Annotated in this window: 17 protein-coding genes; 14 read left to right on the forward strand and 3 right to left on the reverse strand. The window is 67.7% G+C overall.

Annotated elements, in window-relative coordinates:
• Window positions 1-2: 2 nt before the first annotated feature.
• The 10 genes from OG598_RS05040 to OG598_RS05085 all read left to right on the forward strand — a co-directional run bounded on the left by OG598_RS05040 (window position 3) and on the right by OG598_RS05085 (window position 13,636).
• Complete coding sequence (locus OG598_RS05040) at window positions 3-1,637, forward strand: AMP-binding protein (protein WP_328653249.1); 1,635 nt, start codon at window positions 3-5, stop codon at window positions 1,635-1,637.
• Window positions 1,637-2,788 (forward strand): acyl-CoA dehydrogenase family protein, encoded by a 1,152-nt coding sequence (locus OG598_RS05045; protein WP_328653250.1) that lies wholly within the window; start codon window positions 1,637-1,639, stop codon window positions 2,786-2,788. Before OG598_RS05040 ends, OG598_RS05045 begins: the two co-directional genes overlap by 1 nt.
• Window positions 2,785-4,338, forward strand: coding sequence for an aldehyde dehydrogenase family protein (locus tag OG598_RS05050; protein ID WP_328653251.1), 1,554 nt, complete (start codon window positions 2,785-2,787; stop codon window positions 4,336-4,338). Before OG598_RS05045 ends, OG598_RS05050 begins: the two co-directional genes overlap by 4 nt.
• A complete protein-coding gene (locus OG598_RS05055) occupies window positions 4,335-4,682 on the forward strand; it encodes a type II toxin-antitoxin system RatA family toxin (protein ID WP_328653252.1) in 348 nt (115 codons plus the stop codon). The genes OG598_RS05050 and OG598_RS05055 overlap by 4 nt, the downstream gene beginning before the upstream one ends.
• A 315-nt stretch (window positions 4,683-4,997) precedes the next feature.
• Window positions 4,998-5,330: a hydroxyisourate hydrolase gene (locus OG598_RS05060; protein WP_328653253.1), complete on the forward strand. Its 333-nt coding sequence runs from the start codon at window positions 4,998-5,000 to the stop codon at window positions 5,328-5,330.
• Between the two features lie 744 nt (window positions 5,331-6,074).
• Window positions 6,075-9,053, forward strand: coding sequence for an AfsR/SARP family transcriptional regulator (locus OG598_RS05065; RefSeq protein ID WP_328653254.1), 2,979 nt, complete (start codon window positions 6,075-6,077; stop codon window positions 9,051-9,053).
• Window positions 9,054-9,213: 160 nt separating this feature from the next.
• Window positions 9,214-10,173 (forward strand): GDP-mannose 4,6-dehydratase, encoded by a 960-nt coding sequence (locus OG598_RS05070; RefSeq protein ID WP_328653255.1) that lies wholly within the window; start codon window positions 9,214-9,216, stop codon window positions 10,171-10,173.
• A gap of 8 nt (window positions 10,174-10,181) precedes the next feature.
• Window positions 10,182-11,507 carry a UDP-glucose dehydrogenase family protein gene (locus tag OG598_RS05075; protein WP_328653256.1) on the forward strand — a complete coding sequence of 442 codons (1,326 nt, stop codon included), beginning with the start codon at window positions 10,182-10,184 and terminating at the stop codon, window positions 11,505-11,507.
• Between the two features lie 397 nt (window positions 11,508-11,904).
• Entirely contained in the window at window positions 11,905-12,912 is a 1,008-nt protein-coding gene (locus OG598_RS05080; protein ID WP_328653257.1) for an aldo/keto reductase, read from the forward strand.
• Between the two features lie 73 nt (window positions 12,913-12,985).
• Complete coding sequence (locus OG598_RS05085; RefSeq protein ID WP_328653258.1) at window positions 12,986-13,636, forward strand: CGNR zinc finger domain-containing protein; 651 nt, start codon at window positions 12,986-12,988, stop codon at window positions 13,634-13,636.
• 93 nt (window positions 13,637-13,729) lie between these two features.
• Here OG598_RS05085 and OG598_RS05090 read toward each other — a convergent pair whose 3' ends face one another.
• The gene (locus tag OG598_RS05090) at window positions 13,730-14,452 is read right to left on the reverse strand and encodes an ElyC/SanA/YdcF family protein (RefSeq protein ID WP_328653259.1); all 723 of its coding nucleotides are present in this window, start codon (window positions 14,450-14,452) and stop codon (window positions 13,730-13,732) included.
• Between the two features lie 191 nt (window positions 14,453-14,643).
• Window positions 14,644-15,135, reverse strand: a complete 492-nt coding sequence (locus OG598_RS05095; protein ID WP_328653260.1) for a hypothetical protein — start codon at window positions 15,133-15,135, stop codon at window positions 14,644-14,646.
• Window positions 15,136-15,461: 326 nt separating this feature from the next.
• On the opposite strand from OG598_RS05095, the gene OG598_RS05100 reads away from it, so the two are divergent.
• From OG598_RS05100 to OG598_RS05115, 4 genes are all read left to right on the forward strand, one after another.
• Window positions 15,462-16,253 (forward strand): SCO2525 family SAM-dependent methyltransferase, encoded by a 792-nt coding sequence (locus OG598_RS05100; RefSeq protein WP_328653261.1) that lies wholly within the window; start codon window positions 15,462-15,464, stop codon window positions 16,251-16,253.
• Between the two features lie 163 nt (window positions 16,254-16,416).
• A complete protein-coding gene (locus tag OG598_RS05105) occupies window positions 16,417-18,258 on the forward strand; it encodes an SCO2524 family protein (protein WP_328653262.1) in 1,842 nt (613 codons plus the stop codon).
• Window positions 18,259-19,188: an SCO2523 family variant P-loop protein gene (locus OG598_RS05110; protein WP_328653263.1), complete on the forward strand. Its 930-nt coding sequence runs from the start codon at window positions 18,259-18,261 to the stop codon at window positions 19,186-19,188.
• 5 nt (window positions 19,189-19,193) lie between these two features.
• Window positions 19,194-20,150: an SCO2522 family protein gene (locus OG598_RS05115; protein WP_328655277.1), complete on the forward strand. Its 957-nt coding sequence runs from the start codon at window positions 19,194-19,196 to the stop codon at window positions 20,148-20,150.
• Between the two features lie 6 nt (window positions 20,151-20,156).
• On the opposite strand, the gene OG598_RS05120 is transcribed toward OG598_RS05115, so the two are convergent.
• Window positions 20,157-21,113 carry an SCO2521 family protein gene (locus OG598_RS05120; protein ID WP_328653264.1) on the reverse strand — a complete coding sequence of 319 codons (957 nt, stop codon included), beginning with the start codon at window positions 21,111-21,113 and terminating at the stop codon, window positions 20,157-20,159.
• Window positions 21,114-21,194 lie beyond the last annotated feature (81 nt).

The raw sequence follows: 21,194 nt of genomic DNA on the forward strand, positions 1-21,194 counted from the left end.
CCATGGACGCGAGTACGGCGGTCCGGCGGCTCGAACCCGCCGGACCGCACGACGACAGGACCATGCTCGACCACCTCCGGGAGGCAGTGGTCCGGCATCCGCAGCGGGCGGCGGTGATCTGCTGGCACGCCGACGGCCGGCCGACCGATCGGCTGACCTACTCCCAGTTGGGCGCGACGGTTGAGCGGCTGGCCGCCGGGCTGGCCCGGCTCGGCGTCCAGCGGGGTGAGGTGGTGACGCTGCAACTGCCCAACTCGTGGCAGCTCGTCGCGCTCGCCCTCGCCTGCGCGCGGATCGGGGCCGTCGCCGGGCCGGTGGCGCCGGTCATGCGCCGACGCGAGCTGGAATTCATGACCCGACTCACGAAGAGCCCGGTGTACGTGGGGGCGACGTCCCATCGTGGGTTCTCGTACGACGAGATGAGCGCCGAGGTGGCCGCCGCGGTGCCCTCCCTTGGTCATCGCATCCTCATCGGTCAGCCGAGCACGACGGGGGCGCTCGACTTCGACGCCGACCTGCTCGATCGGGCCTGGGAGGACGAGGTGCCTCGCGGTGAGTTGGACGGCCGCGAAGCCGGCCCCGACGACCTGGCCCAGGTCATCTTCACGTCCGGCACCACCGGTGAGCCGAAGGGCGTGATGCACAGCCACCGGACGCTCTACGCCATCAACCGGCGGCAGATCGAGGTGCTGGGGCTGACCGGCGACGAGATCACGGCGATGGGATCGCCGACCACCCTGCAAGGTGGATACACCTGGAACTTCGTCATGCCGCTGATTTTGGGCGCGACCGCGGTGCAGGTGGATTCGTGGGACCCGGCGCTGATGCTGCGGATCGTCGAGGCGGAGCGGGTGACGTTCTTCTACGGGGCGCCAACGGTTCTCAGCGACCTGATCCACGAGCAGCGGCGCCGTCGGCGGGACGTCGGCGCCCTCAGGACGTTCGGCACGGGGAGCGCGCCGGTGCCACCGGTCCTCGTGGAGGAGGCGCACGAGGTCCTTGGTTGCCGGGTCTACGCGGTGTGGGGCATGACGGAGAACGGCTGCGTCACCGTCACCCGCCCGGAAGACCCGCTGATGCGGGCGGCGGAGAGCGACGGCACACCGGTACCCGGCATGGAGATTCGCATCGTCGACGAGAAGACCGGCAACCTGGTCGAAAAGGGCGCCGTCGGGCGTCTCCAGGTACGGGGTGACAACCAGTGCCTGGGCTACTACCACCGTCCGGAGCTGTATCGCCAGTCGCTGACGTCCGACGGCTGGTTCGACACCGGCGACCTGGCGCGGGACGACGGATACGGCGGCGTCCGCATGGTCGGCCGTGTGAAGGACGTCATCGTCCGTGGAGCCGAGAAGGTGCCCGCGGTCGAGGTGGAGGCAGCACTGCTGCGCCATCCGGCGATCCGGGAGGTGGCCGTCGTCGGGTATCCGGACCCGCGGCTCGGCGAACGGGCGTGCGCGGTGATCGTGCCGGATGGCGAGGCGCCTTCCCTCGACGAACTGCGTGCGCATCTCACCGATCTGGGCATGGCCAAGCCGTATTGGCCGGAGCGGATCAGTGCCGTTGACGAGTTGCCGAAGACGCCGTCGGGAAAGGTCCAGAAGTTCGTTCTGCGGGAACGATTGAGAGTTGCGTGATGGATTTCTCTCATACTGCTGAGCAGCATGCGCTGGCCGACAAGGTACGCGCCTTCACCGAACACCGAATCGTGCCGTTCTATCAGGACAGCGATCGGCAGGGACAGTTCCGCCCCGAGCTGCTGCGCGAGTTGGCCGCCGAGGGCCTGTTCGCGCTGCGCGTCCCGGTCGAGTACGGCGGGCTGGGCTTGGATGCGGTCAGCACCGGCGTTGCCCTGGAGGAACTGGCCCGGGGCGATCTCACCGCGTGCTATCCAGTGCTGAACGCCGCCCTGGTTGCCGGCATCATCACCGCCAACGGCACTGCGGAGCAACGCGCGCAATGGCTGCCGGCGATCGCTCGCGGGGATGCGGTGGTGGCGTTCTGCATGACCGAGCCGGGCCACGGGACCGATGCAGCCGCCGTGAAGCTTCGCGCCGAACCGAGTGGTCCGCACGACTGGCGGCTCGTCGGCGAGAAGACGTCGATCATGCTGGGCGCGTACGCCACCCACGGCATGATCTTTGCCCGCACCAGCGATGCGCCACGTGCCCGTGGGGTCACCGCCTTCTACGCCCGGCTGGACGACCAGTACGTGGTGCGCTCGCCCCTGCGTGACCTCGGCAGCCGGTCCGGTGGCCGATCGACTCTGGTCTTCGACGGCTTGCCGGTCCGGGTGTCCGACGTGGTGGGCGAAACCGGACTCGGCTTCGCCCAGGGCATGCGCGGCTTCGACTACTCGCGGGCGCTCATCGCGCTCATGGCCGTCAGCGCGGCACAGGCGGCGCTGGACGACGCTCTTTCGCACGCTCGGCACCGGCGGGCGTTCGACAAGCCACTGGGCCACTTTCAGGGGATCGCCTTTCCGCTCGCGGAGTGCGCCACCTATCTGCATGCGGCCCGACTCCTCGCGTACGAGGCGCTGTGGCGCAACGACGCCGGGCTGGAGCACCGTCTGGCAGCGAACATGGCGAAGTGGTGGGCGCCGAAGGCGGCCGTGGATGCGGCGCACCAGGCGCTGTTGACGCTTGGTCACTTCGGCTACAGCGAGGAGCAGCCGATCGCGCAGCGGCTCCGTGACCTGATCGGCACTCAACTCGCCGATGGCACCGCCAACGCCACCAAGCTGGTCGTGGCACGTGAACTGCTCGGGCGGGAGTACGCACCATGAGAAGCTTTCTGTCTTATGTCGCCGGCAAGGACGTCGAATCCGCCCGGCATGTCTACGGCATCTCGGCACGCGCGGCGCTGGAGGACACCTTCGGCGCGCTGAGCCTGAAGCGCCGGCTGGAGTCCGGTGAGCTCGGTGAGGAGGACGACCCGCGCGTTGTCGGACGGGCCGCGTTGGCCGACCCGCAGACTGTCCAGCAGGCGCTGACCGCGGCAGCCGCCGCCCAGCCGGAGTGGGGCAGAACGCCCCTGCGTACCCGACTGCGCCTGGGCGAGGCGATCCGCCGGCGGCTGGTCGCGACCCGCGACGAGTTCGTGGAGCTCATGGTCGCCGAGGGGCGGCCGCGCACCGCGTCGCACGCCGAGATCGACGGGTTGCTGCACATCTTCAGCGAGCAGACCCTGTCCTGGTGTGGGGAGCTGTTGCACCGCGAGTTCTCGCACGACGGCAGGCGGATCGTCCTGCGCCGTCGTCCGGACGGTGTCGTCTGCGTGGCGCCGCCACAGAACGCGCCGCACTCCAACGCGATCTACGGGGCGGCCGCGCTGCTCTCCGGCAACGCCGTCGTGATCCGGGCGCCGCGCAGTCTTCCGTTGGGCGTGATGTACGCGATCCGGGAGATCATCGCGCCCGCCCTCGACGAGGTGGGTGCACCACCGGGCACCGTCAACGTCGTGTGTGGACCCCCGATGCTCGATGACTGGCTGGCCAGCCCGCACGTCAACGACATCATCTACTTTGGGGGCAGCGACAAAGGGCTGATCTTCCAGAACGATTGCATCGCCGCGGGCAAGAAGCCCATTCTGGAGCTTGCCGGCAACGACTGCGCCGTGGTGTGGCGGGATGCCGACCTCGACGTGGCGGTCCGAGCGCTGACCGAGGCGTTCAACGCCTCCGGGCAGATCTGCAACGTTCCCAACCAGGTGGTGGCGCATCCCGCTATCGCCGACGAACTGCTCGATCGGCTACGGATCGCCGCCGGGCGCATCCGGCCCGGCTACCCCGACGATGACGGCGTGGAGCTCACCCCGGTCCTCGCCCGGGAGAGCTTCTTCGCGGTGCTCCACGAGGCGCTGGCCGGGGGGGCCCAGATGGTGTGTGGCGGACGCCAGCTGGAGGTGGACGGGTCACCGTCCGACACCGGCTACTTCCTGGAACCGACAGTGCTACGCATCGACGGCCTGGCGCGCAGCCGCGAGCTGGCGGCGGTCCGCGCGGAGACCTTCTTCCCGCTGCTACCGGTGGTGGTTCCCGAGTCGGGCCGCAGCGACGACGCGCTGCTCGAAGACGTGCTCGACTTCGTCAACACCAATGCGTACGGCCTCCGCAACTCGTTCTGGTCGGAGGACGAAACGGTCGTGGAGCGCTTCGTGGGTGCCGTGACCAACGGCGGCGTCGTCAAGGTGAACGACGAATCGCACTCCGGCTTCTTCCCTTACCTGCCTTCTCACGGCGGCACCGGCCTTACGGGGGGAGTGTTCGGTGAAGCCAGCTACATGATGATCCGGACGACGCATCTGCAGGCGGTCTCACTGAGGGGCAGCTCATGAGGACGATTCGAGTAGAGGCCCGGACGGCGCTGTCGGCGGACGCCGCGTTCGATCGGATCAGGCAGTTCGAAGACGAGTGGACGGTGCCGTTCCGGGGTAGGTCAATTCATTGGCGGCAGCGGAGTGAACCGGCACCGAGCGAGCGTCGTATCTCGTTCACCCAGACCGTTGGCGATTTCCGGAGTCTGTCCGGCGTTTGGCGGACAATTCCCGCGTCCGAGGGCTGCGAGGTGGTGCTCGAGGTGACGTACGACGTCGGGGTGCCGATATACGACCGGATTCTGGATCCGTTGATCGAGCGGGTGTTGACGAGGGCTGCCCGGTCGGCAATATCTGGCTTCTAGGCGTTTTGCGCACAACCTGAAGGTGGTCCCTCGAGTCGTCTTTCTGACTCGAGGGACCACCTTTGTCGTTGCGCTCGGCCTGATCGCTAGCCCCAGTTGGTGTCACGGCTCATAATCTCGTTCCCCCTTCGATCTCGACCACGGACCGAGTTCACCAGCGACCGCTGTCAACCTGATATCCCTTGGCTGTCGATCCGTCGTCGTTGCGCTTACTTCAAGCTAAAGAAGGCGTTTGCCAGATCGATAGCGGGATGACAGCGGCCAGGCGTACGTTCACGCGAAGCATTGACCAAAATGGAGGGATGTGGATATAAAATGATTGGTGTTCGCATCATTGACGGCGCGTCGGGCCGACCTGTCCCCGGCGTGCTGGTGCGGCTGGACAGCCGCGACGATCGAGGCTGGGCACCACTGATGTCCGGGTTCACCGTCAATGACGGTCGGCTGCCGGCGCTGGAGGAACTTCAGGTGAGGCGCGGCGCGCATCAGCTCACGTTCGATCCCTCAAGCTACTTCGCCGGACTCGGCGCTGTCGCCGAGTACCGTGAGTTCACAGTGCATATCCAGGTGCGCGAGATCGAGCTCGATCTACGGGTGGCTGTCTACCTCAACGCGGCGGGTTTCGCCGTCTACGGAGAACGTGGATAGGCACCGGCGGAGAGCGTGTCTGAGCGGTCGGTTGTGGACGGGGTGTGGCCATCCGTCGGACGGGATGGACAGGGGGGCACCGTGTCTGCTCGTCGTGGCTACCCCTGAGGGCGCGACCGATGCCCAGTGGGCTGGTCGAGGCGCTGTTTCCGGCGCGCTGGTCACTTCACCCGTTGCGAGAAGTCGGAGTGACGGAGGAATTCCTGGCCACGCCGGGGTCGCGGCGTGGGCGCGGCAGGGGCCGGTCAAGCGCATCCGTGGGTGGCAATCGTTCACTTTCAGAGCGTGGAGTCCCCGTCGGTCGGGACAGCCCTGGCCCGGACGCCCGGAAGAAGATCAACCGCCGGAGGTCAACCGGCCAGTGCGCTTTGCTGGCCACCAGTGTCTGTGCATCGTGAGCGGACCCTGGCCTGGTAGACGCTCTGTCGTCGGCTCACCCGGAGCTACGGGCGCCGGAGTGCTTCCCGGAGCCATCACCCGCATGACCTGCCGAATCACGAGCGAACAACCCGCCCGTCGCACGTTCACCTGAACGTGACGACGCTTCGTCTGAAACAACTCTGAAACATCGGCCATCCCGAATCTCGCCTGGTGCCCGCCGGTATGCTTCGCTACGATGAAAAACGTTCTCCATACGGGGCGTCAAACGATCATGCCGGCCTGCTCCGGGGGGGCAGCGGGGGGCTGCTCGAAGTGTCGTTGTTGACGGGGGGAAGTTTGCAGGTTTTCCGCATCCTGGGGTCCTTGCACGTTCTGAACGCCACCATCACCGCCTCGCGACAGCAGATAGTGCTCGCCATGCTGCTGCTAGAGGCCAACAATGTGGTTCCGCTGGGCCGGCTTATCGATGCGGTATGGGAGGACACCCCGCCATCGACGGCCAAAAGCCAGATTCAGATCTGCATATCGGCGGTACGACGTGCGCTACGAGACACCGGCCTCGATAATCGGATCGTCACCCACCCGGCCGGCTATCAGATCAGAGTCGCCGAGGGTGAGCTGGACCTGCACACCTTCAACGAACTTCTCACCGAAGCCCGCGCGGCGCTGCGCGAGCAACGGCTGGAGGACGCTGCATCGGCTTTTCGGCAGGCCCTGGCGCTGTACCGCGGTGCTCCGCTCAGCGGCGTGGACAGCCGGCTGGTCGAGGCGGCGGCGACTCGGATCGCCGAACGACGGCTCGCTGTCGTGGAAGACTGCCTCGAGTTGGAGCTGCACCTCGGTCGGCATCGGGAGACCATCGATGAACTGATGGCCCTCGTTACCGAGCACCCGTTGAGGGAACGGCTGTGGCAACAGCTGATTACCGCGCTGTACCGGGCCGGTCGGCAAGCCGAGGCACTGGCGGCGTACCGCTCGGCGCGGCAAGCGTCGATCGACGACCTCGGATTGGAGCCGAGTGAGCCGCTACGGTTGCTCGAGCGCGCCATCCTGAACGGGCACCTCGAGCCCGGCCCGGCCGTGGAGCTGGAATGGCCGAATCCGATCGAGCCGGCTCCCTCGGTGCCCCGCATGGCGCCCGCTGACATTCCGGATTTCACTGGATACGGCGAGCTCGTCAGCGAGTTGCGGGACTTCTTGCGCTACGGCGGCGGGCGCTCCGACCGTGACTCCGTGCCGGTCCTGGCGATCACCGGCCGCGGCGGCGCCGGAAAGACGACGCTCGCCGTGCATCTGGCCCATGAGCTGGCCGCCGAATTTCCGCACGGGCAGCTGTTCAGCCGGTTGGGCCCGGAGCGGTCGCACAGCGGCGGTCTCTCCCAGATCCTCGACGGCTTTCTCCGCGCGCTGGGCATGCCCGGGTCCTCGATACCCGAAGGGCTGGAAGCTCGCGCGGCGACCTTTCGAAGTCAGATCGCCGCATCCCGGGTGCTGATCGTCCTGGACGACGTCGTCGACGAGCGGCAGGTGTACTCCCTCCTGCCGGGCAGCCCCAGTTGCGGTGTGATCGTGACCAGCCGGCGCCGCCTGGCCGGCATTCCCGGCTCCCGGCTGGTCGAGGTGAGTGCGCTCGAACAGCGTGATGCCGTTGAACTGCTGACGCGGATGGTCGGCTCGGAGCGAGCCTCCGCCGAACCGCGCGAGGCCCTACGCCTGGTCGAGCTGTGCGGCCGGTTACCGCTGGCGCTGCGGATCGCGGCGGCGAGGCTGATCGCTCGTCCGCATTGGCGGATGGCTCAGCTGACCGAGCGACTCGAGGATGAGGGCCGGCGTCTGGACGAGTTGGCGCACGGCGGCCTGGACGTGCGGACCAACATAGCGGTCAGTTACGAGGGCCTTGACGAGCAGGCGCAGCGGCTGTTGCGGCGGCTCGGCCTGCTCGAGACGCATGACTTCCCGAGCTGGACGGCAGCGCCGCTGCTCGACATCGACGTGGCCACGGCCTCGGACACGCTCGATGCGCTGGTGGACTCACAGCTGCTGGAAGTCGTGGGTGGATTCGGCGTCGACACCCGCTACCGGCTGCACGACCTGGTGCGGGTCTACGCCCGTGAGCGGCTCGCGGCCGAGGAGACCGCGCCGGCCCGGCTCGAGGCCGCCCGGCGTCTCCTCGGCGCGTGGCTGTTCCTTGCCGACGAGGCGCACCGCGTCCTCTACGGCGGCGACTACACAGTCATCCATAGCGGGGCGCAGCGTTGGGAGTTGCCTGGACATCTCGTTCACGACCTGTTGCGCGATCCGCTGATGTGGTTCGAGACCGAGCGCGCCGCTGCGGTGGCCGCGGTGGGCCAGGCATCCCAGGCCGGCGCACCGGACTTCTGCTGGGACCTTGCGATCACCCTGGTGGCGCTCTTCGAGACCGGTAGCTATCTCGACGACTGGCGTGCCACTCACGAGATCGCCTTGCTCAGCGCGCGGGAGGCCGACGATCGACTCGGCACGGCCGCGATGCTGTATTCGCTGGGCGCAGTGAATATCGCCGAGCAGCGCTTCGACGACGCTCGCGTCAGGCTGACCCAGGCGCTTGAGGTGTTCGACGAGATCGGTGAGGCCCGCGGTCGCGCGCTTGCCCTGCGGCACCTGGCCTTCCTCGACCGGGTGCATGGTGACCTCGATCTAGCCTGGGCGCGCTACAGCGAGGCGCTTGCCGCGCTGCGTCCGCTCGGGGACGCAGCGGGCGCCGCTCATATCCTCAGCGGGATGGCGCGCATCAAGCTGGAATGGAGCGAACGCGGCTCCGCCGCCGAACTGCTGGCCGAGGCGCTGCGGAAGGTGACCGAGGTCAACAGCACGCGTGTCCAGGCGATGGTGCTACACCGCCTGGGCGAACTGCACTTCGAGGACGGCGACCTTATCCAGGCCGAGGAAGAGCTGACCAAGGCCCTGAAATTGGTACGCGGAGGCCGCGATCGGGCAGGCGAGGCGCACGTGCTGCACGGGCTCGGTCTCGTGAAGCTGCGGCAGCACCAGCACCACCAGGCGGCGGTGACGCTGAACCACGGGTACGCGATCGCCCGTCGCAACGGTGACCGGCTCGCCACCGCGCGATTCTGCCTGGCACTGGCGAGGCTGCACCGGGCTCGACGGGACTATCCTTCTGCGCTGGAGTGGGCATCCCAGGCCCTCGAGATCTTCGACCAGTTCCACGCGCTGCTGGGTCGCCTGGAGGCCGACGAGCTACTCGGGCAGATCCGCGATGAGGCAGCTGGACGGCATGGCCTGCGCGAACAAGCTGCCCTTCCGCCGGCTGTCCGAAGTAGTGCCCGTCCGTTTCAGCCGTAGGCATAAGGGCCCATTGAGTGCCGGTCGAGCCGCGTGCAGAGTACTCGGCCGACAGTACGTTCATTCCACCGGAGAGTGGGCTCAGCCGTCGCAGCGTTGACGCGATAAGGCTTTGCGCAGCCGAGGTCGAACCTACTTTCGCCCCGGATAGGAGGTTTCCGTGCCGAAAACCAGCAGATTCCGACGGGCCTTGGTCACTGGCGGTGGAGGATTTCTCGGCTCGTACGTCTGCGAGCAGCTCCTCTCCTCCGGGGTGGAGGTGATCAGCGTCGACAACTTCTCCACCGGGCACCGCAGCTATATCGAGCACCTGATGGGCCATTCGGGCTTCACGCTCGTGGAGGCGGACGTCACCGAGGAATTCCAATTCACGGGATCGGTTGATCTCGTGATGCACTTGGCGTCGCCTGCCTCGATCCCCGAATTCTATCGATTGCCGATCGAGACCATGCTCGTCGGCAGCCACGGCACATATAACGCGTTGCGCATCGCACACCGGCTCGGGGCCCGTTTTGTGCTGGCCTCCACATCGGAGATCTACGGCGATCCACTGAAGCATCCGCAGGACGAAGAGTACTGGGGCAACGTCAACCCGATCGGTGCGCGCTCGGTCTACGACGAGGCGAAGAGGTACGCCGAGGCCCTCACGACGGCGTACGGCAAGCAGCACGGGGTGAGCGTGGGTATCGCGCGCATCTTCAACAGCTACGGGCCGCGCATGCGGCCGGACGGTCGGGTGATCTGCGGTTTCGTCGCCCAGGCCCTCGACGGCGTCCCCCTGGAGATCCACGGCGACGGCAACCAGACGCGATCGCCCTGCTACGTCGAGGACACCGCGCGGGGCCTCCTGGCAATCGCCGAGAGCGACTATGGGCTGCCGGTCAACATCGGCAACACCCAGGAAGTCACCATTCGCGACCTGGCTCAGATGATCCTCGACGTGACGGGGAGCCGGTCACCACTGAAGTTCATTGAGGCCGACTTCGACGACCCCCGGCAGCGCTGCCCCGACATCAGTCGGGCGGAACGCGAACTGGGCTGGCGGCCACAGGTTGCCCTCGAGGAGGGCCTACGGCGGACGGTAGCGGCCGCCAGCAAGCAATCACCGGACTGGAAATAGGAGGCACAGTGCTTACGATCTCCGTGCTGGGCTGCGGGTATCTCGGTGTCACGCACGCCGCGGGTATGGCCGAGTTGGGCCACCAGGTCATCGGGGTCGACATCGATCCCGAAAAGATCTCCGCGCTGGCAGACGGTCGGGTGCCCTTCTTCGAGCCTGGGCTGGACGAGCTGATCAGCCGCAATCTCTCCGCGGGGCGACTGCGGTTCACCACGTCGTACGAGGACGCCGCGAAGGCCGACGTGCACTTCCTCTGCGTCGGCACCCCGCAGCGCAGCGACGCTGGCGCAGCCGATCTCAGCCACCTGCACGCGGCCATCGAAGCGCTGGCGCCGTCGCTCGTGCAGGAGTGCCTCGTCGTCGGCAAGTCCACAGTGCCGGTCGGCACCGCGGCGCACCTGGCGGAACTGCTCCGCGATCTCGCGCCCGACGGCGACAAGGTCTCGGTCGCCTGGAACCCGGAGTTCCTGCGCGAGGGTACGGCCGTGGCCGACACCCTGCGCCCGGATCGTCTCGTGCTCGGCGTGTCCGACACGTCCGCCGAGAAGGTGCTCCGCGAGGTCTATGCGCCGCTGATCGAGGCGGGCGTGCCGGTGGTGGTGGCCGACCTCCCCACCGCCGAAGTGATCAAAACGGCGGCCAATTCCTTCATGGCCACGAAGATTTCCTTTATCAACGCGATCGCGGAGTTCTGCGACGCGAGCGGTGCCGACGTCACTGTCGTCGCCGAGGCGCTCGGACGCGACCCTCGCATCGGCGAGCAGTTCCTCAGGGCTGGGCTCGGCTTCGGCGGTGGCTGCATCTCCAAGGACATCCGGGCCTTCCAGGCCCGCGCTCACGACCTCGGCGTCGGCCACGCCTTGTCCTTCCTGGCCGAGGTCGATGCGGTGAACCTGCGTTGCCGCGATCGGGTGGTGGAGCTGCTCCGTAAGCAGTGCGGCGGAGGGTTCGCCGGGCGGCGAGTGGCAGTGCTCGGCGCCGCCTTCAAGCCCAATACCGACGACATCCGCGACTCGCCCGCGCTGCACGTCGCCGAGCTGATCAGCCGTGAGGACGGTGTGGCTGCCGTCTACGACCCGCGGGCGATGGGGAACGCGCGGCGCGCGTTCCCTCACCTGACCTACGCGACCAGCCCGCTGGACGCGGCACGAGGTGCCGACGCCGTGGCCCTGTTGACCGACTGGGAGGAGTTCTCCACTCTCGATCCACGGGTCCTGGGCAAGGAAGTCAGGAGCCGGAACGTCGTGGACGCACGGCACCAGCTCAACGCCGAGGAGTGGCAGCGGGCCGGATGGCAGTACTTCGCGCCGGGGCGCCCTGCGCTGCAGAGCTGAGTGTTTGCGCAAGAGGCTGCCGTCGTACGTGCGGAGCACCTGGCCGAGTTGTCGGAAGAAGTACTCGTGCGCCTGGCGGCGCACCCGCAGCAGTGCACCGGTCCCAGCGGACGGAGAGAGAAGCCACGAGATCGGTAGGCTTCTCGCCTACGTCGCCCCGACGGACCATTGGCGGCCGCCATCCGCATCCGCCGGAGTTCTGGATCGGGGACTGGGATCGGTGCCGCGTCGCGGAGGGCCGGACGGCGTCGAGTTACGCGCCGCCGGCCAACCACCATGCTCCAATAGCGGTGCGACTCGCCCTGTTCGCTGTTTCATGGAGACGTACCACCGAAGTGGCTTTCGAGTAGCCCAACGGGTTGACGCCGAGCGCACTCGGACGGATAGCTTTTCGTCCATGAGGACTGTCGAATTGGGGCGCACGGGTGAGCAGGTCAGCCAGATCGCTCTCGGGTGCATGTTGATGGGTACATTGACCGACGAGGCGTCGTCGTTCCAAATGCTGGACCGCTACCTCGACGCCGGCGGCAACTTTGTTGATACCGCCAACTGCTATGCGTGGTGGCCGTCCCCCGACAACACCGGTGACGAGAGTGAGGAACTGATAGGCCGCTGGCTCGCCCATGGTGGTCGGCGCGACAAGGTCTTTCTGGCTACCAAGTGCGGTGCGCGGATACCCGATTCTCAAGAAGCACGCGGCAAGACGTGGGAGGAGGTCCAGGCTCGTTTCGAGGGTGCGAGCGGCGACACGGTGCGCCGGGGCATCGACGACAGCCTGCGGCGGCTCGGCACCGACCACGTCGACCTGTACTACGTGCACGTCGACGACCGGTCGACGCCGCTGGCAGAGACGCTGTCCGTCCTGGCGGAGATCGTGCGCGCCGGCAAGGCACGGTACGTCGGCTGGAGCAACGTGCGCACCTGGCGCCTGGAGCGCATCCGGCAGCTCTGTGACCGGCATGGCTGGCCGGCGCCGGTCGCGCTACAGCAACAACACAGTTACCTCCGTCGTCGTGCCGGGCTCAGTAGCCATTCCATCGTTGACGACGAGCAGCTCGACTACCTGCGGACGCACGATGATCTGACGCTGGTCGCGTACTCGCCGATCCTCAAAGGGGTCTACGACGATCCGGAGAAGCGACGAGGCCACGACATCATGGCTCCGTACGAGGGTCCGGATGCCGAGGCGCGCCTCGCGGCGCTCACAGTGCTCGCCGCCGAGTTGGGTGTCACACCGAACCAACTGGTGCTCGCGTGGCTGCTGCATCAGACGTCGCCGCGTAGCGTGCCGCTGATCGGGCCGCGAACCCTCGACCAGTACGCGGCCGCCATGTCGGCGCTCGACGTCAAGCTCGACGCCGCACACGTCGAGCGACTCGACGCCGCCAGTGCCCCTGCCTCCTGACCAGGGCACAGGCCTACGTGATCGTGACCGCAGCACAACCCCCATTGACGGGTTAGGTGGTAGCCTTGTCGGCATGCCACCCGACGTTTGCCAGCTACCGTTGGTCGGCGGGCACCCTGCACTCGATCTGGTCAACACACTCGAGCGAGGGGCCACCTCGCCGCACGACTTCCTGTCCGACCCTTCCGCTTTGCTGCGCTGGTCGGTCCTGGCGGGCACGATCAACGACGTGGAGGCCGAGCAGGTTGGCCGGGCGTGGCGCGACGAGCCGGCGGCGGCACACGCGGGACTGGCCGCCGTGCGGGACATCCGTGAAGGACTGAATCTCGTGCTGCTTGCGGCGATCATCGACGCGGACGGTGGTACGGCGGGTGACAGTGTCGAGGCCGGCGCCGCGCTTGTCGCATTACATCAGCGCTGGTCTGGCGCGGCCGCCCGAGCACGATTCGTGCTCGAGTCGTCGCGGGTGCGGCTGGCCTACGACACGGTGCCGGCGATGTTGGTGCCCGACCGGATCGCCGAGGCCGCTTACGATGTCATGCTGACGGCCGATCTGACCCGGGTGCGCCGCTGCCCGGTGCTCGAAGGTGGCTGTGGTTGGCTGTTCCTCGATCGGAGCCGCAACGGCTCCCGCCGCTGGTGTCGCATGGCGGACTGCGGCAACGTGGTGAAGGCGCGACGGCTCACAGAGCGTCGCCGCGCCGCCCGGCCCTCCGGCTCGTAGTCAGTCGACGAGAGTCGCCCTGGGAGCCGGTTTTCCCCGCCCTCGGGTGCGGCCCCGGGCCCTGCCGCATCCTGCCCGCCCGGTTGATGGATGTCATGCCGTCACGCCATGCTCCAGAAACCGTCGCGAAGACGCTTTGAGAAGGGGCTCGTGGTGACTCCACAGCCACTGTAGGTATTGCTGCAGTTCCTCGAGTGTCGCGATCCATCCCTCGTCCGTGTAGGTGAGCATGCGCTTCACCTCCCCGGGTACGAGGTCGTAGGCGGTGGCTCCGGTTTCTGGGATCAGTCTGTCCGGGGCAACGGCCACCGGAACCGGAATGATGGGAAGACGAACGCCCACCTCGTTGAACGCTTTGAGGAGCGTCAGGTAGGCGCGGGGCAGGTGATAGGGAGAGACGGCGAGTGCGAGGCTCGTGATGCCGTGGTCTCTGACCTGGCTGACGATCCACTTGGCCTGCAGGGCCGTGTTGGGTGCCGGCTCGGCTTGGAGGTGGACTCCGTCGATGCGGCGCAGACCGAGGCTGCGCAGGTAATCGAGCGTGATCTCGACGTAGGTCTTCTCGGTCGGATTGCCATTGGCCACCAAGAGGTAACGGAGATCCAGATTCGCCTCCCAACTGCGGATCGCATGGGTGAAACGCCACTCTTCGCCCTGGCCGCTGGCGATGACGAGCGCATCGACGTGGTCGGCGGCCGACGGTGGGAGGGCCAATATCATCGTGAGGGCTTTCGTCACGGCCAGAAACTGGCCGGCTGTGAAGCCCGCGAGGTCATCGTCCCTCGCGATCCGAGGAGTCACGCTGCTCCGGCTCATCAAATCCTTCGGCCTCATCCTGTAGTTCGCGCCACGGACTCTACTCGGGACTGAGTAGGTCCATCTCAGCACGTCGGTCGGAATGGCCGGCGGTACCGCGCTGGTCGCCTCCCGGATGCGCTCATCTCAGGTGTCCTGGGCTGGGAAACAGGGCCCCCGCGCCGCCGGGGACCCTGACGCCCGCCTGCCGCTCAGCTGATCCAGGGGGTACAGGTCCAGGCGCCGCCCATGAAGTTGAAGCAGGCCTGGTGCTCGTCCCAGGAGTCGAGATCCTCGAGCATGTTGGTCCACACCCCGCCGTTGGTGGAGGGGAACTGCTTGCTGAGGCTGCCGGCGTACCAGTAGCCGTAGGACGACCACACCCTGCGTTCGATGCGCACTGTGAACGTCCCACCGTTGTAGCGGACGTGCTGGTCGTTCTGTAGGCGTGCCCAGGCCGATCTGCAGCCGGACGATTTCACGACGACGATGCCGAGTCCGCTGTCGTAGCCGCCGCCGGTCCAGCCGTACCGGGTGCCGCTGCACTGGCCGTCGGGATTGACGTTGTGACAGCCGGTGCCCGAACACGCGGCCATCGCCGACGACGCCGGTACTGCCGCGGTGACCACGCCGAGTCCCATGAACGCCACCAGGGCGATCAGCGTCCGCGCCAGGCGATGCTTCCGGATCTTGCTTACCTTCATGCCGTCCTCCTCGTTCGTGCTGCGTGTCGGGGTGATCCTTTGGCGTCGCCGCACCGCGGCCGCATCGTCGGGTCATCCGCGCGGTTTTTGCCCTGCATCCGTCGCTGGCAGGCGGCGCAGCAGACCAGGCCGCGGAAGACGTACGGTTTGCGGGTGCTCAGCCGGACGCGTTGTCGACCCCCGGCCACCGTCCTGTCGTCGTCATTCCCGGCGGTTGGTGAAGTTCCTACACTTGTGAGCCCACACCACCTCCGATACATAATGGGCAGTGCACTGAGCGCCGCTTCAGCGACCAATGTGATCCGCCGACCGATGGAGGCCCGTCCATGGCGTTGACCCCGGCGACTGGGGGCGGTTGCGGCGAGTCGACGCCACGCTCGCCGATTCAGTCGCCGAGGCCGGTCAATTCCGACGTCGAGTGGGACAGCTTCGACCCGCAGGCATATGTCCGGCACAACTACGCGGATCTGCGGTCCGACGATCGGGAGATCCTCTGCCGCATCCGAGACTTCTTCGCGGAGGCGAAGCTCTCCGACGCGCGGTGCGTCGACGTGGGGTCGGGAGCGAATCTGTACCCGGCGCTGTCGCTTCTGCCGTTCGCGAAGGCCGTCGACCTGTGTGAATGGTCGACGGCGAACGTGAACTGGCTGCGCACGCAGGTCGACAGCTACGACGAACTCTGGGACCCGTACTGGCAGGTGTGCGCGGAGCACCCGGCGTACGCGGCACTGGCGGACCCGCGCCGGCGCCTGGCGCAGGTGGGCCGGGTGGCGCGGGCCAGCGTTTTCACACTGCCGAGGCACGCCTGGAGCGCCGGCACGATGTTCTTCGTGGCCTGCTCCATCTCGGCCGACCGGGCCGAGGCCGAGCACGCGATCGGTCGGTTTCTGGACGCGCTGCGGCCCGGGTCGCCCTTCGCCGTGTCGGTCATGCTCGGGTCCCTCGGCTACAGCGTCGGTCGGCAGATGTTCCCGGCGGTGGCACTGCAGCGCGCCGACGTGGTGGCCAGCATCGGGGCGGGCGCGTACGACCTGGACGTCCACGAGGTGCGGCCCAAGCCGCCGCTGCGGGACGGGTATTCGAGCATGCTGCTGACCACCGGCCGTACCCGCGGATAGCGCCGATGCGTGCCTGTGGGATGCGCCGACACGCGGCCATCGAAGCCTTTCAACTGGCACTCGACTGGCCCGCTACCATGACGCTGTACGTCATCGTGGACAATCGTGGGCACGGCAATATCAGAGGTTTCGAGTCGACGACTACAACAGACGGCGGTGGATCATGCGCATGCAGCCGCGCCAGGAGATCCTCGACATCTGGCGGGCTACGGTTCGCAGTTGCTGGGCGAACGGCGAATGGCACTGGGGTAGCCGAAGTGGTAGCAACTCGATCAGCGACGCAGAACAACTGCTGACCCTGTTGCTCCCCGCGGCCAAGGTCCCCGTGTTGTCACTGGACGACCCGGACCGCGCCGACGAAGAGGTGATCGAGGCGCTCAGCCCGCTCGGCGGCGCGATCGAGATTCCCCGCCGGCTCGTCAGCGTGATGATCGACTATTTCCGGCGGTACACCGACGACGCCGGCACTCCGATCTTCGGCGGGGGCAGTTACCTCACCCCGCTGGAGGGCGGTCCGGAGCTCACCGACGAGCAGCGTTCCCTGGACATCGTGGACTCGTTCGCGGTGTCGGTCACACTCACGCTGGCGACGATCGGTTTCGTCAAGGTCTACCGGGGCTCCACCCAACGGCGCGACCTGTTGGCGCAACTGGACGAACTGGACGCGATGGCGGGCGCGCGCCTCACGGCGGCGATGGTCGGCCTGCTCCGCAGCTTCAGCACCTTCGTCTTCACCTCCACCGACGAGTACGGCACTCGTCTGTGCGACATGGTCAACCAGGACGAGCTGCCGCGCCGCGAGCTGGTGGCGGCGCTGCGCGAGCAGTTGCGGGACACGATGGCGAGCCTGCGTAGCGTGATCATCGGGTCGGGTCGGGTGACCGAGGACCTGGACAACAGCGAGATGCTGTTCGAGTGCGGCTGGTCGTGGGGGATCATCTCCGGGGCCGAGGATGTTCCGACCACCGAGCCGATCGGCCGGCAGCGTGAGGGCTCCGCGGAGAACGCCCCCTACCTCTACTTCACGGTTATCGCGATGGACGCCATCGAGGACCTGAACTCCGAACGCACCCGGCTGCTCGGGTTGCTCAACGAGGAGCAGCAGCGGCTGTCCCGGGCGCTGCAACTGCGCTGGGAGCTCACCCGGACGTACTGGGCGACTGTGGCGACCTTCGGCAACCGACGGCGGTGGCCCATCGAGGACATCCCCTGGCGGACGACCGACGGCGACCGGACCGACTACTACACCCTCCAGGCCACGTCGCTGGCGGTGAAGGGCCTGATCGCCGTCGGGCGCGGTGGCGACGAGGAGCTCGGGCGGATCGCCTCGGTGCTGGTGGAGCTGGCGCAGCGGTCGCGGATCACCCGGCGGGCGTCACCCGGCGAGCCGGCGCTGTTCGTGCACGCCCCAGGCAAGCGGGTGACCCTGAACGACGACACGTCAAAGCCGATCATGACGTGGAACGTGAACGAGTTCTCCACTGTGCTGCTACAGCGGGCGACCACCGTCGCCGGTCTGCTGAGCAACGCCCGACGGCGCAGTGAACTGCTCGAGCTGGCCGACGAGGTGTGGGACCACCTGCTGCTGCGGCGCATCCCGGACGGCCGGCACCAGGGGCTGTGGGACCACGCCGGTGGTGCTTTTCCCGGCCTGGCGCCGAAACCGGACGCACCCTCCTGGTATCTCACCGAGCGGGTGGTGCAGGCTCTGGTCACCTCCGGTCAGCTGCTGTGGGAGCGGCCGTTCCCACGAGCCGGCCGGCTGGCCGGCTACGCGCAGGATCTCATCGACGAGGCTGAATATCTGTTCGACCGTGAGTTGATGCGCGGCACCTTCGACGGTGAGGCGATGCAGCGCAGCATGCGCAGCATCCGAGCCAGCCTGGGCCGGGCACAGCTGCTGGTCGACGAGCGTCCCGGCACGGCGGCCGCTCTGGTGAACACTCTGTTGTTGCAGCTCAACGACGTCGCGACCGGGCAGCAGAAGGCCAGCGAGGGGATCTGAATGCTGGTCTTCGTCACGTCGCACAAGGGCGGCACCGGGCGGTCGGTGACCGCGGCGAACATCGCCTACCGCAGCGCGTTGTCCGGTCGCCCCACCTGCTACCTGGATTACGACTTCGGCTCGCCGACCGCCGGCATCACGTTCCAGATTCCGCAGGCCGTCAACGGCGTGGAGGGCGCCGGACCCAACGGTGGCGGCCTGCACCGATACCTGCGCGGGGAGATCCCGTCTCCGGAGCAGTTGGACGTGTGGGGCACCTCCGAACGTGCCAGCCTGCGTCAGAGGCCCATCGGGTCCGGTCCGCTGGTGCTCCTGCCGGGGCAACGCAACGGTAGCGAGTTCGGTTTCACCAACGACATCGCCAAGCGCTGCGCCGAGCTCTTCCTCCGGCTGGAGGAGGAGTTCGACCTGACCCTGGTGGACCTCAGCGCCGGCCGGTCGTACGCCAGTCAGATCGCGCTGGCCGCCACCGCGACCTCGACCCTGCGCAAGGTCGCCGTGCGCTGGTTGGTCTTCCACCGGTGGACTCCCCAGCACGTCACCGCCGCGGCGGACCTGGCCTTCGAGGCGGGCGGGATCGTGGCCATGGGCAAGGAGTACGGCCACGAGCCGGACCGGCTACGCGAGTCGCTGCGCTTCATCCGTACTGCGGTGATCGACTCACGTGGCCCGGAGGTCGGTCACCTCGGCCTCGCCCAGCAGGCATTCCTGCGCAAGTGCGACGCGGAGCTGGCGGAGCTGGCCCGACGACGAGGTGTCGGGCGTACGACGCTGCTCGGCGTGGTGCCGCTGGATCCTCTGCTGCAGTGGCGGGAGCAGCTGATCTCCGATCACGACGTGCAATCCAAAATTGCCAACGTCAAGACGGTGGACGCCTTCGTTGACCTGACCGAGAAGCTTTTCGACGAGACGGCATGGGACACCGCGTGATCGGCATGGATGTCAGGTTCCAGGAGGCAGCTGCGGTGCGTCGTACAGAGAGCGTGGCGTACTCGCACCTGTCCGTGGAGCTGGGGCACTTCTACGCGGAGGACTTCGGCGACGGGTGTGAGGAGCTGAGGCGCAAGTTCGAGCGGATCGCGGACTGGTCGGCCGCGATCCCGGTTCTGGCCCGACGAGGACTACCCGCACAGCGGGAGCCGCGGATCAGCACCTGCTTCATGTTGGACGACTACTTCCACCGCTTCGGCACACCCCGCGAGGTGATCCCGCAGGTGCAGAGCGCCGCGGCGGAGCACGGCCTGATCCTGGACTACGTGGCCCGGGAGTCCAGCTTCGCCCGCCACGACGGCGCCGAGCTGGCCCGGTTGGTGGTCGACACACTGGTGGTGGAACCACCTCGACACACCACAGGGAGCCGTCCACCGTTGAGCGAGTCGGGCTGGCTGTCCAACGGTAAGCGGTCTCCGGGGCACGTCGACGCGCCGGCGATGACCCTGCCACGTCCGTGGTCTCCGCCGTTGCAGTCAGGCGATCCCCGGCACTCCATCTTCGTCGACATCGAGCTGTGGTCCGACGAGCCGGACGCCCGGGTGTGGGCCTGCGCCCTGCTCGCCTCGGTCTGGCAGATGACCCGACTCGGCGTGCTACGGCACCGGGGCGAGACGATGACGCAGCCGTGCCGGCTCGCCGGCGAGCTGCCGACGGACTGGGACGAGTTGCCGGCGATCGTCCAGCTGAACCCGGCGGCCGCGCCGTTCTGCGCGTATCGCACGCTGACCCTGATGGGCACCCAGTACCTGCCGGTGGAGCTGGCCGTGCGGACCATCCTCGGCCAGGTGGCGGTGCCGCCGGCGGTCGCGCAGCAGGTCGCCAAACGGGCCGGCGGCGAGGGCCTGCACCTGCCCAGCGAACTGGTCGACCGGCTGAGCTACGTGTTCATCAGCGACTGAGCGTGCTCAGCGCCCGCACGGCTCGTCGACGGCCACCCGGCCGGCCAGGTCGCGCAGCAGAGCCATGTTGCTCACGCTGATCTGATCCCGGATCCAGTTGACCGACGAGTTCCACTGACGGCTGAACCCGGGTACCTGCTCCAGCTGGTCCCAGATCGGCCGCAGCCGCGGGTGCACCCGCGCGCCGGGCAGCCACAGGTGCAGCAGGTGCTCCAGCACCGGCCGCAGCCGCTCGACGTGCTCCTGCCCGGAGGCCGATCGGGTGACCGCGGACTCCACCAGCGAGGACAGCATGGTCAGCAGCCAGTCGTGCAGCGCGAGATCTTCGCAGAGCCCGGCCACGGCGGCCGGCACGTCCTGCGGGTCGAGCACGAGTTCGACAGTACGCAGGGTGGGCGAGTCCACGGTGACCACCGCCGAGACTTCCCGATTCGGACGCTCGTCGGCCTGCGCGGTCCAGCGCAGCCGTGTGCGGGCGGTGCGCAGTGGCGGGCGCCGGTCCAGCAGGTCGGACATCTGCACACCGTCGAGCACCCTGCCGGTGATCGCCTCCAGGTTCAGCACGTCGGCGTCGTTGCCGTGCAGGAAGCCCGCGCTCAGGTCGGCGACGTCCAGCTTGCCGACCGTCTCCAGGACGCCGGGGTTGGCCAGATAGTGCGACCACGGCTGGCGGCGCTCGCCGGCGACGACGTGGATGACCGAGGAGGCCTGCACGATCCGGCCGCCGGTGATGATGGCCCGGGTGACGACGGCTCCCACGCCACGTAGCTGGCGCTTTCTGGCGCTCGGGAGCCAGCAGTCGACACCGGTGCGGACATCGGGTGACACCGCGTACAGCGATGGACGCCGGGAGGTCAGCACGGCCTCACCCTCGATCAGGCTGAGCACTTCGGCGCTCTGCTCCTGGGCCAACGCCGTGCCGTGCTGCAGAAGGCTGGTGTGCACCTCACCGACAGTGAGCATGGCTTCCTCCGCAACGCTGCCACCGACCCGCGCTCATCGCGCGGTATGCGGCTCATGCTGATTGACGTACACCCCTCGCGA

Origin of the sequence: Micromonospora sp. NBC_00330, assembly GCF_036136635.1 — a bacterium.
GTDB classification, from domain to species: Bacteria; Actinomycetota; Actinomycetes; order Mycobacteriales; family Micromonosporaceae; genus Micromonospora; species Micromonospora salmantinae.

Excerpts from the sequence above, each read along its gene's own strand:
- OG598_RS05040 (WP_328653249.1), top strand. The coding sequence starts at position 3 with ATGGACGCGAGTACGGCGGTCCGGCGGCTCGAACCCGCCGGACCGCAC.
- OG598_RS05045 (WP_328653250.1), top strand. The coding sequence starts at position 1,637 with ATGGATTTCTCTCATACTGCTGAGCAGCATGCGCTGGCCGACAAGGTA.
- OG598_RS05050 (WP_328653251.1), top strand. The coding sequence starts at position 2,785 with ATGAGAAGCTTTCTGTCTTATGTCGCCGGCAAGGACGTCGAATCCGCC.
- OG598_RS05055 (WP_328653252.1), top strand. The coding sequence starts at position 4,335 with ATGAGGACGATTCGAGTAGAGGCCCGGACGGCGCTGTCGGCGGACGCC.
- OG598_RS05060 (WP_328653253.1), top strand. The coding sequence starts at position 4,998 with ATGATTGGTGTTCGCATCATTGACGGCGCGTCGGGCCGACCTGTCCCC.
- OG598_RS05080 (WP_328653257.1), top strand. The coding sequence starts at position 11,905 with ATGAGGACTGTCGAATTGGGGCGCACGGGTGAGCAGGTCAGCCAGATC.
- OG598_RS05085 (WP_328653258.1), top strand. The coding sequence starts at position 12,986 with ATGCCACCCGACGTTTGCCAGCTACCGTTGGTCGGCGGGCACCCTGCA.
- OG598_RS05090 (WP_328653259.1), bottom strand. The coding sequence starts at position 14,452 with ATGAGCCGGAGCAGCGTGACTCCTCGGATCGCGAGGGACGATGACCTC.
- OG598_RS05095 (WP_328653260.1), bottom strand. The coding sequence starts at position 15,135 with ATGAAGGTAAGCAAGATCCGGAAGCATCGCCTGGCGCGGACGCTGATC.
- OG598_RS05100 (WP_328653261.1), top strand. The coding sequence starts at position 15,462 with ATGGCGTTGACCCCGGCGACTGGGGGCGGTTGCGGCGAGTCGACGCCA.
- OG598_RS05105 (WP_328653262.1), top strand. The coding sequence starts at position 16,417 with ATGCGCATGCAGCCGCGCCAGGAGATCCTCGACATCTGGCGGGCTACG.
- OG598_RS05110 (WP_328653263.1), top strand. The coding sequence starts at position 18,259 with ATGCTGGTCTTCGTCACGTCGCACAAGGGCGGCACCGGGCGGTCGGTG.
- OG598_RS05115 (WP_328655277.1), top strand. The coding sequence starts at position 19,194 with ATGGATGTCAGGTTCCAGGAGGCAGCTGCGGTGCGTCGTACAGAGAGC.
- OG598_RS05120 (WP_328653264.1), bottom strand. The coding sequence starts at position 21,113 with ATGCTCACTGTCGGTGAGGTGCACACCAGCCTTCTGCAGCACGGCACG.